The sequence below is a fragment of the Campylobacter concisus genome (assembly GCF_002914195.1).
GTDB lineage: Bacteria > Campylobacterota > Campylobacteria > Campylobacterales > Campylobacteraceae > Campylobacter_A > Campylobacter_A concisus_M.
Map to the genome: position 1 here is coordinate 1 of NZ_PPAU01000027.1, position 16,561 is coordinate 16,561.

The 16,561-nt window shown below is 33.4% G+C and carries 14 protein-coding genes; all 14 read right to left on the reverse strand.

Going from position 1 to position 16,561, the window contains the following annotated elements; genetic code table 11:
- Positions 1-701: glycosyltransferase family 2 protein (locus CYP28_RS00700; RefSeq protein ID WP_103592722.1), on the reverse strand; the 701-nt coding region annotated here is incomplete at its 3' end.
- Between the two features lie 10 nt (positions 702-711).
- Positions 712-1,464 carry a glycosyltransferase gene (locus CYP28_RS00705; RefSeq protein ID WP_103592723.1) on the reverse strand — a complete coding sequence of 251 codons (753 nt, stop codon included), beginning with the start codon at positions 1,462-1,464 and terminating at the stop codon, positions 712-714.
- A gap of 9 nt (positions 1,465-1,473) precedes the next feature.
- On the reverse strand, positions 1,474-2,616 hold the full coding sequence (locus CYP28_RS00710) for a glycosyltransferase family 4 protein (RefSeq protein ID WP_103592724.1): 1,143 nt from the start codon (positions 2,614-2,616) through the stop codon (positions 1,474-1,476).
- Positions 2,609-3,526, reverse strand: a complete 918-nt coding sequence (locus CYP28_RS00715; RefSeq protein ID WP_103592725.1) for an NAD-dependent epimerase/dehydratase family protein — start codon at positions 3,524-3,526, stop codon at positions 2,609-2,611. Before CYP28_RS00715 ends, CYP28_RS00710 begins: the two co-directional genes overlap by 8 nt.
- Complete coding sequence (locus CYP28_RS10730; RefSeq protein ID WP_103592726.1) at positions 3,523-5,142, reverse strand: glycosyltransferase; 1,620 nt, start codon at positions 5,140-5,142, stop codon at positions 3,523-3,525. Before CYP28_RS10730 ends, CYP28_RS00715 begins: the two co-directional genes overlap by 4 nt.
- Positions 5,129-6,988 carry an asparagine synthase (glutamine-hydrolyzing) gene (gene asnB / locus CYP28_RS00725; RefSeq protein ID WP_103592727.1) on the reverse strand — a complete coding sequence of 620 codons (1,860 nt, stop codon included), beginning with the start codon at positions 6,986-6,988 and terminating at the stop codon, positions 5,129-5,131. Before asnB ends, CYP28_RS10730 begins: the two co-directional genes overlap by 14 nt.
- Positions 6,989-7,082: 94 nt before the next feature.
- The gene (locus tag CYP28_RS10475) at positions 7,083-7,340 is read right to left on the reverse strand and encodes an FkbM family methyltransferase (RefSeq protein WP_343219154.1); all 258 of its coding nucleotides are present in this window, start codon (positions 7,338-7,340) and stop codon (positions 7,083-7,085) included.
- Entirely contained in the window at positions 7,261-7,452 is a 192-nt protein-coding gene (locus tag CYP28_RS10480) for a hypothetical protein (RefSeq protein WP_219810747.1), read from the reverse strand. The genes CYP28_RS10475 and CYP28_RS10480 overlap by 80 nt, the downstream gene beginning before the upstream one ends.
- Positions 7,453-8,288: 836 nt before the next feature.
- Entirely contained in the window at positions 8,289-9,596 is a 1,308-nt protein-coding gene (locus tag CYP28_RS00740) for a flippase (RefSeq protein WP_242047028.1), read from the reverse strand.
- Entirely contained in the window at positions 9,586-10,641 is a 1,056-nt protein-coding gene (locus CYP28_RS00745; RefSeq protein WP_103592729.1) for a GDP-L-fucose synthase family protein, read from the reverse strand. Before CYP28_RS00745 ends, CYP28_RS00740 begins: the two co-directional genes overlap by 11 nt.
- Before the next feature lie 3 nt (positions 10,642-10,644).
- On the reverse strand, positions 10,645-11,787 hold the full coding sequence (gene gmd, locus CYP28_RS00750) for a GDP-mannose 4,6-dehydratase (RefSeq protein WP_085657999.1): 1,143 nt from the start codon (positions 11,785-11,787) through the stop codon (positions 10,645-10,647).
- Positions 11,788-11,790: 3 nt separating this feature from the next.
- A complete protein-coding gene (locus CYP28_RS00755) occupies positions 11,791-13,161 on the reverse strand; it encodes a mannose-1-phosphate guanylyltransferase/mannose-6-phosphate isomerase (protein WP_103592730.1) in 1,371 nt (456 codons plus the stop codon).
- A gap of 111 nt (positions 13,162-13,272) precedes the next feature.
- Positions 13,273-14,160 carry a DNA-binding protein gene (locus tag CYP28_RS00760; protein WP_103592731.1) on the reverse strand — a complete coding sequence of 296 codons (888 nt, stop codon included), beginning with the start codon at positions 14,158-14,160 and terminating at the stop codon, positions 13,273-13,275.
- 66 nt (positions 14,161-14,226) lie between these two features.
- Positions 14,227-16,500 (reverse strand): 5-methyltetrahydropteroyltriglutamate--homocysteine S-methyltransferase, encoded by a 2,274-nt coding sequence (gene metE / locus CYP28_RS00765; protein ID WP_103592732.1) that lies wholly within the window; start codon positions 16,498-16,500, stop codon positions 14,227-14,229.
- Positions 16,501-16,561 lie beyond the last annotated feature (61 nt).

Genomic DNA, 16,561 nt, shown 5'->3' on the forward strand with positions numbered 1-16,561 from the left:
GATTTATACATGTCTTTTATGTCGGCTACTGTTCTAATATCAATTTTAGTAGATAGACTATGGTAATTTAGCTTATTATAGTGAAAAAAAGCCTCTGGAATATATATTGTATTCTTAGAAAAATAGAATAATTGAGTCATTATATAAACATCTTCACCAAATTGAAATTCTTTAAAAACAATATTTAATAAAAGTTTTCGTTCTATTAATTTATTAGTCATGGACGGTAAAATATATCCACCAACCAATGCCTTGAGTTTGTCATTATTTTTTACATCTCTATATCTATCTTTTTTATATACCTGCCTACTTTTATAATGCAAAATCATATCACAACAAACTATATCAGCATCATTAGATTCTGCGGCGTTGTACATCTTACTTACCATATCAATATTAATCCAGTCATCACTATCTACAAACAAAACATATTTACCATTTGAAGCATCCAAACCATATTTTCTAGTAAGACTTGATCCACTATTTTTTATATTGTTGATAATTTTTATATCATCTTTTCTATTTGGGTATCTTTCAATAATGTCCTTCAAAATTTTCATAGAACTATCTGGAGTGCAATCATTTACAAAAATATACTCTATATTGTTATAGTCTTGCTCTAAAAGCGTAGTTACACACTTTTTTATATATTTCTCCACATTATAAATAGGCACTATTATGGATATATCATAATCTTTCATTTATATATCTTTATAATTTTCTAAAATTTTTAATAAGTCTTAAAATAAATAGAGTAGTTTGCATAAATTTATTTTCACCCATGGCTATTTGAACTCTATAAAATTCGCAAAGAGTTCCTAATATATCAATACTACTAACTCCATCATTTGAAAATTTACCGACAACACTTTTTACAGCTTTTATCTTTGCTCCATAATTTGCAGCAGTTAGTACAAATAGCTGATCTGCTGCTATTGGAAATTTTCTTGAATAGTAACCAAGTTTTTGATGAAGACTTGTGCGGTATATTGAGCCTACAGCATGCCCTGAAATATAGCGGAATTGTCCTTTAAGCCATTTTGGACCACTATTTGGCTCAATTTTGCCATTATTAGTATCAATACAAGCTGTTACTATGTCTACACCATCCCCCATGGCTTTCTTATAATCTTGAATAGCATTTGGATAAAGCTCATCATCAGCACCGATAACAAGATAGAATTCTCCATTACAAGCTTTTATGCCTCTATTTAAAGCATCATAAATCCCAAAGTCTTCGCCCGAAATTACTTTTATATTTATCCCACCAGTATTTTTTAAAATTTCTAAAGTCTTATCGCTAGACGCTCCATCAGAAATGATCCACTCAAAATCTTTATCGACTTGCTCTTGCAGACTTTTTATCAATCTAGGCAAGAATTTTTCTGCATTATAAGTTGCAGTAATTATACTAAGTCTTGTGGGTCTTTCTTCATAATTTTTATAGTAGATATCTTTATTCATTGTTATGCCCTAGTAAGTTAAAGCTTCTCTACAAATTGAAGAGTAAATATTTGCAAATTTTTTTGTCCTTACTTCTAATGGCTCTACATTACTCTCATTTTCTATCTTATAAAATTTTATTACTTCTTTTAAAGACTCAATACTATCTCTTTCAAAAAAAACTGCGTTTGGATATTGTTCTTTATGCACATCCAAATCAGACAAGATCATATTTTTTCCTATACTTTTACACTCTTCAACCGTAGAGCTCCAACCCTCAAACAAAGATGGGTTTATCACCACTTTTGAGAATTTAATTAATGCAAAAACATCTTCATAATCCACAAGACCCAAAAGTTTTATATTATCTTCAAGATTATTTGATTTTATAAATTCCCTTGCATCATCAATATATGTTTTATTTCTATAATCACCTAGATACCCAGTACAAACAATATTAATCTCAATGCCATCTTTTTTTAATTCACTAATGGCCTCAAACATCATCATGTGATTTTTATGCTTCCAAAATTGATTTGGTATATAAAAAAAATCATCTTTTATTCCATACTTTTGCAATAACAAACTTTTATCATGTTCGTCTAGTTCAAAATATCTACTATTTGGTTGCGAAACAAATTGCAAAACTCTTGCCCTGTCTTCATAATTAGGTGCAAATTTTTTCATATCTTTTAATGCATCAAAACTGCTAAGAACAATTAGATCACTATCTCTTATTAACTTTAAAAAATCATTATTCCTATTTCGTATCTCTTTTTCAGAAAACATTTGAGGTAAATGAATATGTTGAAAATCAGGTATCCAATTTATAGTTTTTATCGTCTTTAAATTTGTTATAGATGCGTGAGAAAGTATTTGTATACCATGTTTTTTAAGGATATTTTCAAGCAAAATATTTGTTTTAAATATTTTTCGTTCTATTTTGCTAAGAAACCATTTTATACTTTTTCTGTCAAATATGCTATCTTCTATTACAGCTGCATATTCTTGAAACATTCTTTTTGTTTCTATATCTATTTTTTTACCAACAAAAACAAATACTTCAAGCTCTTTTTTTTCTATAGAATTTATAGCAAAAAGTAAGTTTTTAAAATAGTTTAATCCGCCCATCCATTCTTTTGACACACTACCTATAAATCCAACTTTAATCATCCAGTCCCTTTATCCACTCTACATAGTTTATTATCTCTTGTTTTAAATTTTTATCCGCCTTAAAACCATTTTTTTCTAGCTTGTGTGTATCCGCCCAGTAGTACATTGGATTTCCTACATTCGCTTGATTATTAAATTTTATATTAATATTTGGATTTACTAGATTTCTTATCATTTCTACTACATCTTTTATGGTATGCTTTACACCAGTTCCACCGTTTATGATATAAAATTTCTCATCTTTTTTTAACAACATATCAACTAAACGCAAAACATCACTTATGTGTATAAAATCCCTTGTCTCTTTCCCCGTGCCCCAAAAGACGGCCTCATCACTACTATCTAATATTTTTTGGCAAGCATCCCAAAGCAACTGCTTCTTAAGACCATTTCCGTATACTGAAAAGAGTCTTATTATAGAAATATTTAAACCGAATTTTTCACTATAGCTCTGACATAGATCCTCGACTATTTTTTTATGATACCCATAAGGAGAAACTGGTCTTCCAAAATACTCTTCTGCGATCGGCTTATCCTCACATTCGCCCTGTACTGCTGGACTTGATGGGTAGATAAGATGGGAATTATTGTTATACACCCTTATATATTCTAAGACTTCAAGTGTACCATTTACTGTTTTTTTAAAATCTTCGTATGGACATTTAACAGAAAAACCGACAGAGCCACTACCGCCACAATGCACTATAACATCAAAAACTTGTTCGAATTCCAAAATTGCCTTTATCGACACATCATCCTTTTTCCAGTAGTCAAGCCCAATCTCTTTCGACTCTTCTATGGACAGTCCACCATGTCCTATACCATATGTCTGGTATCCTAGAGTTTTAAAATAATGTGCTACATTTGAACCCAAAAAACCCTTGGCTCCAGTAATTAATATTTTTTTCAAAACAAATCACCTTTATTTTTTCCACATGCAACAAATGGAATGATAACATTTGGAAAATTTTGTTTTAATTGATTTGCATACTCCTCTTCTGTTGGAATCAATGAATCATTATTGAAATCATATTCGTCTATTCCTACCCATTTTCCGGCACCAAAGTCATATCTTTTTGTAACTTTACAAGGGCTCCCAACAACAACACTAAAAGGTGGTATGTCTTTGTTAACCAAACTTCCAGCACCTATTATAGAGCCTCTACCTATTGTTAAATTTCCAATAACACTCACTCCAGCGCCTAGCCATACATTGGTTTCAATAATAATTTTTTTTTCCATAGTTGTTCCAGTAGCAATATATGGTATAAAAGGATTTCTAAAAATATGGTCGCTTCCCATAAATTTACAATCAATGCCACTCATAAAATAATCTGATACTTTTATTAATAATCCTGAGCTAAAAAAATTCCTTCTGCCAATATAACAGTTGTTGCCAATTATAATATGCTTATTGTCTCCCAACCTTTTATTTACATTTATCCAAGTGTATTCGCTGATACCAGTATTATTCCCTATTAAGATATTTTTCCAGCCTGTTACATGCACTGTTTTATCGATATATGTATTTTTGCCTATGTCTTTTTTATGAAAGAGTAATTGTGCCTTCGAAAATAGTATTAATAAAATCTGTTTTTGTTTTTGAGATAAATGTTTTTTTAGTTTATTTATTATTTTTCTTTTTATGCTTATTCTATTTTTTTCTCTTAATATACTAGACACTACATTTCTATTTATTATCTTTTCAATAATATCTTTTGTAAAACTAGGATAAAAATTTACTAGTTCATCCTCATGTTCCGAGGAAGAACAGTGAGTTCCACTTCCATCAAACCCAATATTTTTCACTAACTTCTTAGCAGGATATAGTGTAAGTCCATTTTGTTTAAATACATACAGATACCAATAAATCGCCCACGAATCTATTTTACTATCGATCTGCATCTTAGTCATGCTGATATAATCATAAGAATCATCGAAATTAAAAAGACTTTTTTCTTGTATTGAGCTACTGATAATTTGCTCCAGATCTTTTTTATCTCGTTTAAATTGTTGCCATCTATCCGCCCAAGTACCCCAGCTCCAAGAGCTAGTAAGTTTCAAAAAATAGCTACTTTCGATATCCGATATATTATCAGTAAAAGAATATCCAGTAACACTGTATACTTTGTCCTCATTTTTATAAATTTCCAACGCCTCATTCATAAACTTTAAAAAATTCGGACTTGTTATTAAGTCATCCTCAAGAACAATTATTTTGCCATATTCATTTACAATTTTTGTAACACCGTCTATGATACTATTTGCAAGACCATAGTTTTTTTCTCTTTCAATGATTGTAATATTTTTAAATCCATTTATACTTTTTATATATTCTCTTACCTCTGCTACTTTTTGTTTTGACCCTTCGTTTTTAGCCGCATCAGAATATATAAAAAGATCACTTTTGTTTGAAATTTCATTTTTTTGCAAAGCTTCTATAGTCTGCTTTGTATGATCTAATCTATTATAGACAAATAGCACTATTGGTGCTAAATTATACGATTTTATATCACTTTGTTGCATTATTGCCAGCCCCAAATTTTTTAATTGCTTTTTCCCAAATATATGGTGTTAAATTCTTCCAAGAATTTTCAGCTAACACATAGCTGTTTGTATTTTTATTTACGATACTCGAAATTTGTCTTTGAAGCTTAGATGGATTGTCTATCAAGCTAGATTCCATAAAGCCTTTTTCATGAACCGTATCCAAAAACCATTCCTTTAAATCGCCCTGCATCCAATCAACTATTGGAGAGTTAAATCCGATCTTAGACTTTCTCCATGTTATCTCTTTTGGCATATAAGGATCCATAGCATCTCTTATGAGCTTTTTTGTATAGCCATTTCCAAATTTACTAGAATACGGTAAAGATGTTACAAAAGAGACGATCCTATGATCCATAAAAGGCATCCTTATCTCTACGCTATTTGTCATAGAATACCTATCATAATTCCTAAGCAAGGTTGGCAATATCGTTTCATGAAAAATTATATATAGTTGCTGAGAAAAGCTATCAAGTTTTTTAAAATTTTTATGGTTGGCATCTTTTGACCTAATTTCTTTTCCAAAAATTATTTTTGCTATTTTCTTTATCATAAATTTAACATATATATTAAAATTACTATTCCTATCAAACTGTGCTCCATTGCCCAATGTCTCTTGATAGGTATTAAGTATATCAATACTATTTTTTATCGAAAATTTGCTATTCCATAAGGCTTCAACTAAATGCCCATAGCCACTAAAAAGCTCATCTGCTCCATGCCCATCTAACGTTACTGTCGTTCCATGTTTTTTTACAGCTCCATATGTAGCCATCATTGGAATCGGACTAGTTATATATAAATCCTCAAACATATAAAAATATTTTTCTAGATTATTCCAATATTTAAGAGGTTCAATATTTATATAAGTAGCTTCAATTCCTATATGATCAACAACCATTTTTGCAAAATGCGTTTCATCAAGTGGAGTACCTGGAAAAGATGCAACAAAAGCATGTTGCCAGTCATTCTTGCCATAATCAACATGAGATTTTGATAGATGAGCCATGGCTGAAATAGTTACACTACTATCAAGCCCTCCACTAAGGGCTGTTCCTATAGGTACATCTGCTCTCATCCTGATCTTGCAAGCATCTAAAAACAATTCCCTAAATCGCTCTACTTGAGCATCATATGTTTTGGGTGGGTCTACAATATTATCAAGCGTGTTCCAGTATCTTTTTATTGTTAAATTCCCATTTTTATAAATTCCATTATGTCCAAATGGAAATCTTTTAATTCCATCTATCAAACATTTTTCGGTTGCTTCATATGAAAAAATATTATCTTTCATCCAGTGGAAATCTTGTGATGGTTTTATTTCTTTTAAAAATGGATAGATGGCCTTCATTTCTGAGGCAAATATAAATTTACCATCAGTTGAGGCATAAAAAAGTGGTTTTTTACCAAATCTATCTCTGGATAAAAAAAGCTCTTTTTTTTGATTATCCCATATAGCAAAAGCCCACATTCCATTAAATTTTAAGACACACTCTTCACCCCACTCTATATAAGAATAAAGCAAAACTTCTGTATCCGATAATGAACAAAATGTATGTCCTTTTGCTTCTAGCTCTTTTTTAATTTCCAAAAAATTATATATCTCACCATTAAAAATCACACAATATCTTTTTATTTTATCATACATTGGCTGATGAGCACCATTTGACAAATCCACAATAGCAAGTCTCCTATGTCCCAATGTAATACTATTTTCAATTGTTTCTATCCCAAAACCATCGGGACCTCTATGCTCTAATCTATTTAAGGCACTTTTAAATTCGGTTTCATTTGAAGATGGTATTGTTCCTAATATTCCACACATATATTTTTAAAGATCCTTCACATAATTACTTTATAGACCAATACAGATATTAAATCATAAGACTACAAAAACCTATCTTTTTTAAAACTACTATTTATAAAAATACAGTATTAATAGTCTCTGTAAAGATGGAGTAGCCGTATTGATTTAAATGATCAGCTATTTTATTGTTTTCAATTTCACTAAAACTATTTCCTAAAATTTCTATCAAAACTATTTTTGGTTTGTATTTTTCAAAGTTATTTGATCTTAAAGCCATAAGATCCGGTCCTTCAACATCTACCGATAAAAAATCTATATCCTGGTTTTTGCAAATTTCTTTCAAGAATATCCTCAAGTATTGTAGTTTCAATATTTATATCTCTTGGACGAAATTTATCAAAAGCAATTATACTATATACCTCTCCATCTTTTTTATAAAAATAATATATTTGAAGAACGCTTGGGATGATAAGTACCCACATCTACATAAAACCAAATTTTGTTCTACGAATAATCTTCCCAAAATTATATCTTCACTCTCTTGGGAATATGATTTTATTGCATATCCATACTAAATTATTATTTCCAAACTCAATAATTTTTCTTTTAATGTTTTAGGTAAAAATTTTTTAAGTATTTGTTGTAGCAATATTTATTCTACACTATATTTGATAGCTGATACAGAAAAAATAGGCTGTATGTTATCAATTGGTTTAAATCTAAAATTTCTTGTTATAAATACAGAAGTCACATTTATAGGACCGAAACCATGAAAATAAATCTCCAAGAAGTCTAGTTTTTCTCTTAAATATTTTAACATTTCTCTGAGCCAATCAATAATTATCTAATACCGCAATACCTACACATCAGATTGATAATTTAAGTATTTTTTAATTAGATTTGAACATTGAGGTCTTCTAATACCATCTATTATAACTATATCAAATTTTTTATCAAATATGGACTTTTTATAATATTCACTATCTTCTCTATGTAGTAAAGTTTGATTGTTGTTGAGATTAGGATTTACTTTTTTTAAAGCTTTATTTATCATATTCAACAGAAATCATGTCCTTAACTTTTTACCCAATACGTTGATGAATTACTGTTTCCAAATTCAATAAAGATTTTCGGAAAGGTCAAAAGTGTTTAAGAATCCTATAGCAGGATACGTGTACCAAGGTATTTTATTGGCATAACCATCTATAGAATCCCATTTTTATAGCACTATATTGAGAATAATCACAAACCAATATTTTGAATTATTTAACTATTTTTTAACTCATATAGGAATAAATTTTCCCTATTATCTTTCTAATCACCATATTCTCCTTGGATTAATTGTATTTAGCTTCATAAAAAAAATTCTTCTAGAATAGCAATTAACAATATCAGATATAAAGTCAACAATCATATAACTAATTAGTGTTGCTATAGCAGCACCTTGAATTCCATATTTTGTAATCAATAGTAAATTTAAAAATATATTTGAAATCATTCCATAAAAAGCCCGCCAAAATGCTAGCAACTGTAAATTTTCATTTATATACCAATTCCCGCTTACAACTCCTAAAAAAACAAATATACTTGCCCAAATATGTATCATCAATACACTTGCTGCTTGATTATATTGTTCTCCATAAAGCATATTTACTATCATATCAGATAAAAAAGTTATTGGTAGCGCTATTGCAATGGCTATCCATACAACAAGGTCAAAAAGCTTTTGAAGTCTATCATAATAAAGCTCTTCACTTTGTCTTTTTGCATTTACTATTGCAGGAAATAGACTTGATGCAACTACAGTAGGTATAAAATACCAAATCTCACTTAACCTAGTTGCCGCAGCATACTGTCCAACAGCCTCACTTCCTAGCATCTCTTGAATCATAACCTGATCTATTTTCATATATATAGATACCACAACTCCACTTAGGATAAGTGGCCAGCTATCTTTTAGGAGGGATATGGCGATAGTCTTATTAAATTTTATTTTTTTTATCTCACAAGTTGAATATTTTAGAAAAAAATAAATAAAACCCATAGCCAAAACTATACTATCAAATAAAATAGCCCATGCAAAAGCTACAAGTGGAGCGTTAATCAAGATGAGTGTAATCTTTACTATACTACTTATAAAAAGAGAGATAATATTAGAAAACACTACATATTTTGATAAAACTTTTGATTGAAAATACATATCTACTACATTAAATGATTGAAATATAGTAGCGCTAGCTATGATAAATACTAATAAATTTGTATACCTATCATTTGAAGTAAACTGGGTAGCAATTACCAAAACTAATAGCGTCAAAATAGCACCGATGAGCTTAAGGTAAAAAGCAGTACCTATTAGCTCATTTGTTCTACTTTCATCCTTTACTAGCTCCCTTACTACTATACCATCAAGTCCGAGCGTAGCAATGGCAACAAAAAGCCCTACAAAGCTTTGAGCATATGAAAAAAGTCCAAACCTCTCAGGACCCAAGTATCTAGCCACCCAAATCCCCACAAAAAGCCCAACAAACATACGAAGTATTTTTTCAAAAAAAAGCCATGATGTATTTTTAAAATACTTCATAAAGCCTTGATGATTTTTTAATGATATTATTTTATCTATCATTTATTTTCAAATACCACTCATAAAGTGTTTTTATTCCATCTTCAAGCTCTATTTTATGTTTCCAACCAAGAGAGTGGAGCTTAGATGGGTCTGTTAGTTTTAGTATCGTACCATCGGGCTTGCTATCATTAAAGCATAGCTCACCTTTAAAACCAACTATATTTTTAACTAAATTTGCTAGCTCTTTTATAGAGATATCTTTGCCCGTACCTATATTTACATGAGTATTTCTTATCTCTTTGCTATTTTTATCATAAGTATCTTTAAAATCTCTATTTTCCAATAAAAATACACAAGCATCAGCCATATCTTCTGAGTGCAGAAACTCTCGTCTAGGTTTTCCTGTGCCCCAAATTTCTACTCGCTCTTTTGAAATGCCAAATTTACTAAGACAAGTTATGCCTTCGTTTGTATCTTTTGCTTTTATATCTTTTACCACTTCATCAAATTTTTCTTCGCTTAAAAGTTTTGCTAGGTGTATCTTTCTTATAAGCGCCGGCAAAACATGCGAGGTTTCTAGATCAAAGTTGTCGTTTGGACCATATAAATTTGTAGGCATAACAGATATAAAATTTGTGCCGTACTGTAAATTATAGCTCTCACACATCTTCATGCCAGCTATTTTAGCTATTGCGTATGGCTCATTTGTGTATTCAAGTGGAGATGTCAAAAGCACCTCTTCGCTCATTGGCTGTGGGGCATTTTTAGGATATATGCAAGTGCTTCCTAGAAATAATAGTTTTTTTACCTTATGCAGATAGCTTTGATGGATCACATTATTTTGAATTTGTAAGTTTTCATATATAAAATCAGCCCTATAAGTGCTATTGGCCACTATTCCACCAACCTTTGCAGCAGCTAGCACTACATACTCAGGCTTTTCTTTTTCAAAAAACTCACAAACTGCCTTTTGATCCATTAGATCAAGCTCGCCATGAGTTCTTGTGATTATATTTTCATAGCCCTTTGATCGTAAATTTTTCACTATAGCAGAGCCCACCAGACCCTTGTGTCCTGCTACATAAATTTTGCTATTCTTATCCATTTCTTACTCGAAATAGCTCATTGTCTCATATCCGCCATCTTTTAGATAGACATCTTTTGTCATGAGCTTTAAATCCGACTTCATCATATCGTTTACTAGATCTTGAAGGTTAAATTCTCTCTTCCAGCCTAGTTTTTTCTCTGCTTTACTAGGATCTCCAAGCAGTAAGTCAACCTCTGTTGGCCTAAAATATCTTGGATCCACACAAACCACAGTTTGCCCGATACTTAAATGTGATATATCTAAATTTAACTCTTTTGCTTTTTCAAAATTTAGTGAGTCCACGACTCCTACCTCATCTACACCAGCCCCTTCAAATCTCAAATTTATTCCAGCGTAAGCAAATGCAAATTTTACAAAGTCTCTAACCGCTGTTGTTTGTCCAGTTGCTATCACCCAGTCTTCTGGCTCTGGGGCTTGCAGTATCATCCACATCATCTTTACATAATCTTTTGCATGCCCCCAGTCTCTTTTGGCATCTAAATTTCCAAGATAAAGCTTATCTTGAAGCCCAAGCGCTATCTTACTAGCTGCTCTTGTGATCTTTCTAGTGACAAAAGTCTCGCCTCTAACTGGTGATTCGTGATTAAACAATATACCATTACAAGCAAAAATGCCATAAGCCTCTCTATAATTAACCGTTATCCAGTACGCATACATCTTTGCGACCGCATAAGGACTTCTTGGATAAAATGGAGTCGTTTCGCTTTGCGGCGTCTCTTGCACTTTTCCGTAAAGCTCAGATGTAGAGGCTTGATAAATTTTAGTCTTTTTCTCAAGCCCTAATATCCTTATAGCTTCAAGCAATCTAAGAGTGCCTGTACCATCAGCATTTGCGACATATTCTGGTGTCTCAAAGCTAACATGCACATGGCTCATGGCAGCTAGGTTGTAAATTTCATCTGGCTGTACTTCTTGGATGATCCTTGTTAAGTTCATAGAGTCTGTCATATCACCATAATGCAAGAAAAAATTTCTATTATCAACATGCGGATCTTGATAAAGATGGTCTATTCTATCTGTATTAAAAAGGCTCGTTCGCCTTTTTACACCATGGACTATATAGCCTTTTTTTAGTAAAAATTCCGCCAGATACGATCCATCTTGACCAGTTATACCAGTTATTAATGCTACTTTTTTATCCATAAATCACCTTTTAAAATCATCATCTAGGCGAATTATATCATCTTCACCTGTGTATTCACCGACCTGAGCTTCTATCAAAACCACAGGAATTTTTCCTTCATTAGACAGCCTATGAACTTCGCCCATTTTTATATAGATAGACTCATTAGGACAAACGAGTCTAGTTGTCTCACCTATCGTAACGGTGGCGCTACCTGACAGCACTATCCAATGCTCGTTTCTATGAAAATGCTTTTGCAAAGATAGTCTTTTGCCAGGTTTTACCTCTATTATCTTTATCTTATAACCATCTTGATTTTCAAGGACAGTATAGTTTCCCCAAGGCCTATTTGTCGTAACATGAGCATTACAAAGCTCAGAGCTATCCTCTTTTAAAATTTCCACCACATTTTTTACTTTTTGACTAGATGATTTTTTAGATATTAAAAGAGCATCTTTTGTATCAACCACAGTTAGATCATCGACATCTATTAAAGCTATTTTTTTGCCACTAGATAGGACTAGATTATTGTGAGAATTTATCTGCACCAGATCGCTATTTATTGTATTACCATTGGCATCTTTTGGTAGCTGCTCATCCAAACTATCAAAACTTCCAAGATCACTCCAAGACGCATCTAGTGCTACCATTTTTACGATACCAGACTTTTCCATCACAGCATAATCTATACTGTTTTGTGGGATATTTTGCATATCGGTAGTATCTATTTTAATATCAAATTCATCTTTTTTTGCGTTATTGAAAGCTAGCTTACATGCTTCAAGTATCTCAGGGGCAAAAATTTTCATCTGATCTAAGAAAACACCTGCCTTAAAGACAAACATGCCTGAATTCCAGTAGAAATTTTGATCTTTTAGAAATTTCACCGCTCTTTCATAGTCTGGCTTTTCATAAAAAGCCTTCACATTGCCATTATAGCTCTCTATATATCCAAATCCTGTCTCAGGCGACTTTGGCTTTATACCAAAAGTAACTAAGAAATTTTGCTCTGCTAGCTCTTTTGCTGCCTTTACGCTCTTTTGATACTCTTTAATATCCTTTATCAAATGATCCGATGGCGTTACTAAAACAATCTCATTTAGATCAAGTGCAAGGCAAGCTAACGTGATCGCTGGTGCAGTATTTCTACCAACTGGCTCGAGCAGATATTTGAAATTTGTGATATTTAAATTTTCTATCTGATCCATTGCCAAGTAGTAGTGATTGATATTTGTAATCACAAATGTATTGTCACAAATTTCACTATTTCGTAGTGCAGTTAGCTGAAAAAGTGACCTATCGTCAAATAATTTAATAAATTGTTTTGGCATCAAAGTCCTGCTAACAGGCCACAACCTCGTACCAGAACCACCACATAATAATATATTTGTCATAAATTTTATCTACTTTAAAATGAGCTTAAAAATCTTATATAATTAAAGCTAAAAAAGACTAAGAACTTACTAAAATCATCTAAAATATAAGTTTTAATAGCTTTTAAACTATCAAAACACCTCTCTCATCTTGTGTGTTAGCTCTAGGCTCGCTTCTATCTCAGCTCTTTTTGCCATTACACTTTCAACATTGACGCCGACATTTATACCAAGCTTTTTGGCAAATTCATAAAGCTCTGCAAAATTTTCAAGGCAAATCTGCGATGCTGTAGCTAAAAGATCATCACTCCCAAGCATCCTTTTCTCGCTCTTTTCATCAACACTTATTCCAAGCCACTTGATAAACTCTAGCGTTTTTGGCGTGCCACAAGTCGTAAATGTCAAAATAATAGGCAAATTTAACCCGCTTTTTGCCACGCTTTCTAGTAAATTTTTAGCCAAATTTATATCAAAAACTGCCTGCGAGATAAAAAATTTCGCCCCCATTTTGGCCTTTTGGCTCATCCTTTGCTCTTCATCGCCTTTTTTAGCATGCCTCTCAGCTATGCAAACACCGCCCACTACAAGCTCTTTAAACTCATCTCTAGCGATCTCATAAGCACGCTCTAAGCTCATTTTAGGCTCTACCTTGCCAGAAGCAACGCCAACAAAAACATTTATATCGCTACTACTTTTGGCTAAATTTGCTCTAAATTCACTCTCGTTATATTTATTAGCAACCCTATAAAATATACTTGGCGTCTTTAAATTTAGATATTTTGAGTAGTAAATTTCAGGGCTTAATGTATCGCTAAATTCAAAAGTTCGCTCGCTTTTTATACGGCTACTTTCGTCTTGTATCTCGTAAAGCACCAAGCCATCAGCCTGCACATCTGTGATCCTCTTGTTCCACTTTGCGGCGATCTCTTTAAGCTTTGCTTCTTCAAATTCAGCCTTTGGAGGCGTTAGGCCATAAAGCACTATGCCACTTTCATTGTTTATGATCTTATCTTTTAACATTTTCTAACTTTTTTTGAAATTTAAACGGAGTTTAGCGCCTAGGCTTACTAGACGCTAAAATTTGGATTATAGATCTCTTACGATCTTGACAGCTTCTACCATGTTTTTAAGGCTTGGCTCGACCTCTTCCCATTTTCTAGTTTTTAGGCCACAATCTGGGTTGATCCAGAGCTGCTCTTTTGGCAAGACTTCAAGCAGAGCTTTGATCTGAGCGACGATCTCCTCGACACTTGGCACGCGTGGGCTATGGATGTCGTAAACGCCAGGTCCGACCTCTTGTTTGTAGCCAACGGCTTTGAAAATTTTAAGTAGCTCGTTGCCACTTCTTGCAGTCTCGATACTAATAACATCAGCGTCCATTGCCTCAATGGTCTTAATAATATCGTTAAATTCAGAGTAGCACATATGAGTATGGATCTGAGTTTTTGCCTCAGCCGAGCTTACTGAAAGCTTAAAGCAATCAACCGCAAATTTCTCATAAGCTGGTATATTTTCAGCTCTTAGCGGATAGCCCTCTTTAAACGCTGCCTCATCGACTTGGATCACTCTGATGCCTGCGTTTTGAAGGTCTGCAATCTCGTCATAGATACAAAGTGCGAGCTGTTTTGCTACCTCGCTTCTTGGCAGATCATCACGTACAAAGCTCCAGTTTAGCATAGTCACAGGACCTGTTAGCATGCCCTTCATTACGTGTTTTGTGATGCTTTGAGCGTATTTCATCCACTTAACAGTCATCGGCTCTGGGCGGCTTACGTCACCAAAGAGAAGTGGTGGCTTGACGCAGCGGCTGCCGTAGCTTTGTACCCAGCCATTTTGGCTAAATGCATATCCGCTGATCTGCTCACCAAAGTACTCAACCATGTCGTTTCTCTCTGGCTCGCCATGTACTAGCACGTCTAGGCCGATATCTTCTTGGAATTTCACGCAGTGATCGATGTATTTTTTGATGCCAGCTTCATAAGCGGCTGCGTCGATCTCGCCTTTTTTAAAATTTTGGCGAAGTACGCGAAGATCAACCGTTTGAGGGAAGCTGCCTATCGTTGTTGTTGGTAAGATACCGTATTTTAGCGTTTCGCGTTGGATCTTGATGCGGTCTTCAAATTTCTCGTCACGCTCAAATTTGCTTAAATTTTTGATACGTTTTTGAACGCTTTCAGAGTGGATGAGCTTTGAAGTGGCGCGGGTTTTAACAGCATTTTTATTTTCTTCGTAAATTTTAGCCTCAGCATCATTTAGCTTCTCGCCGTTTGCTAGTTTTGTGATGATCTTGATCTCATCAAGCTTCTCAACCGCAAAGCTTAGCCAGCTTTTGATCTCTTTGTTTAAATTCTCTTCATATTTTAGAGTGTATGGCACGTGTAGAAGTGAGCATGAAGTGCCGATGTAAAAGTCTTTGCCGCCTATTTTTTCTGAAATTTCACCTACAAGTTTTACTTTTTCATCGATGTTGCTTTTCCAGATATTTCTGCCATCGATCACGCCAGCAAATAGCGTCAAATGGCTATTTTTGATAGTCTCAAGTGCTTCGAAATTTCTCTTGCCGTGGATGAAGTCAAGTGCGATGCCGTAAATTTTAGTTTTAGCCACTTCGCTAACTGCTTTAATCGCATGCTCAAAATATGTCGCAAACACGATCTTGATGTTGTTTGCAACGCCTGTTAGCTCGTTATAAACCTTTGTGATAAGTGGCAAAAGGTCGCTTTCATTTTTGTCAGTTACAAAGATCGGCTCGTCAAACTGCACTAAAATTTCATCATCAAGCTTAGAAATTTGCTCAAGTAACTTTTTGTACTCGCCTACAAGCGCGTCAAGATGCTTAAATGGGCAGCTGCCGTCAGTCGTCTTTGAAAGAGCCAAAAATGTGATAGGGCCGATCAAATTTACCTTGCCTTTTACGCCGTTAGCCTTCGCCTCTTTGTATTCATTTAAAATTTTGTCTGCTTTTAGGCTAAATTTACTCTCGCTGCTAAGCTCTGGCACGATGTAGTGGTAGTTTGTGTTAAACCACTTTGTCATCTCCATCGCAACGCCATTTTTGTTACCTCTTGAGCAAGCAAAATATTGCTCCGAGCCGCTTAAATTTGCAAATCTTGGAGGTGTAGCGCCAAAAGCGATGATGTTATCAAGCATTAAGTCGTAAAATGAAAAATCATTAACGCTAATAGCCGAAATACCAGCGTCTTGTTGATATTTCCAGTGTCTTTGGCGAAGTGTCTTTGCAGTCTCTTGCAAATTCTCTTCACTAAAGCCCTCTTTGCCAGCCCAAAAGCCCTCTAACGCACGCTTTAACTCTCTTTTTTCACCAATTCTTGGAAAACCTAAAACATAACTTTTTATCATTTTTATCCTTTTTAAATTTCTATTTTTTAATTAAACCTACGCAAGGCACAGCAACCTTGAA

Bases quoted from the DNA above. Each gene is read 5' to 3' on its own strand.
- CYP28_RS10730 (WP_103592726.1), bottom strand. From the start codon at position 5,142: ATGCAACAAAGTGATATAAAATCGTATAATTTAGCACCAATAGTGCTA.
- CYP28_RS00745 (WP_103592729.1), bottom strand. From the start codon at position 10,641: ATGGATAAGAATAGCAAAATTTATGTAGCAGGACACAAGGGTCTGGTG.
- CYP28_RS00740 (WP_242047028.1), bottom strand. From the start codon at position 9,596: ATGATAGATAAAATAATATCATTAAAAAATCATCAAGGCTTTATGAAG.
- CYP28_RS10480 (WP_219810747.1), bottom strand. From the start codon at position 7,452: ATGTGGGTACTTATCATCCCAAGCGTTCTTCAAATATATTATTTTTAT.
- CYP28_RS00755 (WP_103592730.1), bottom strand. From the start codon at position 13,161: ATGACAAATATATTATTATGTGGTGGTTCTGGTACGAGGTTGTGGCCT.
- metE (WP_103592732.1), bottom strand. From the start codon at position 16,500: ATGATAAAAAGTTATGTTTTAGGTTTTCCAAGAATTGGTGAAAAAAGA.
- CYP28_RS00705 (WP_103592723.1), bottom strand. From the start codon at position 1,464: ATGAATAAAGATATCTACTATAAAAATTATGAAGAAAGACCCACAAGA.
- CYP28_RS00760 (WP_103592731.1), bottom strand. From the start codon at position 14,160: ATGTTAAAAGATAAGATCATAAACAATGAAAGTGGCATAGTGCTTTAT.
- CYP28_RS00710 (WP_103592724.1), bottom strand. From the start codon at position 2,616: ATGATTAAAGTTGGATTTATAGGTAGTGTGTCAAAAGAATGGATGGGC.
- asnB (WP_103592727.1), bottom strand. From the start codon at position 6,988: ATGTGTGGAATATTAGGAACAATACCATCTTCAAATGAAACCGAATTT.
- gmd (WP_085657999.1), bottom strand. From the start codon at position 11,787: ATGGATAAAAAAGTAGCATTAATAACTGGTATAACTGGTCAAGATGGA.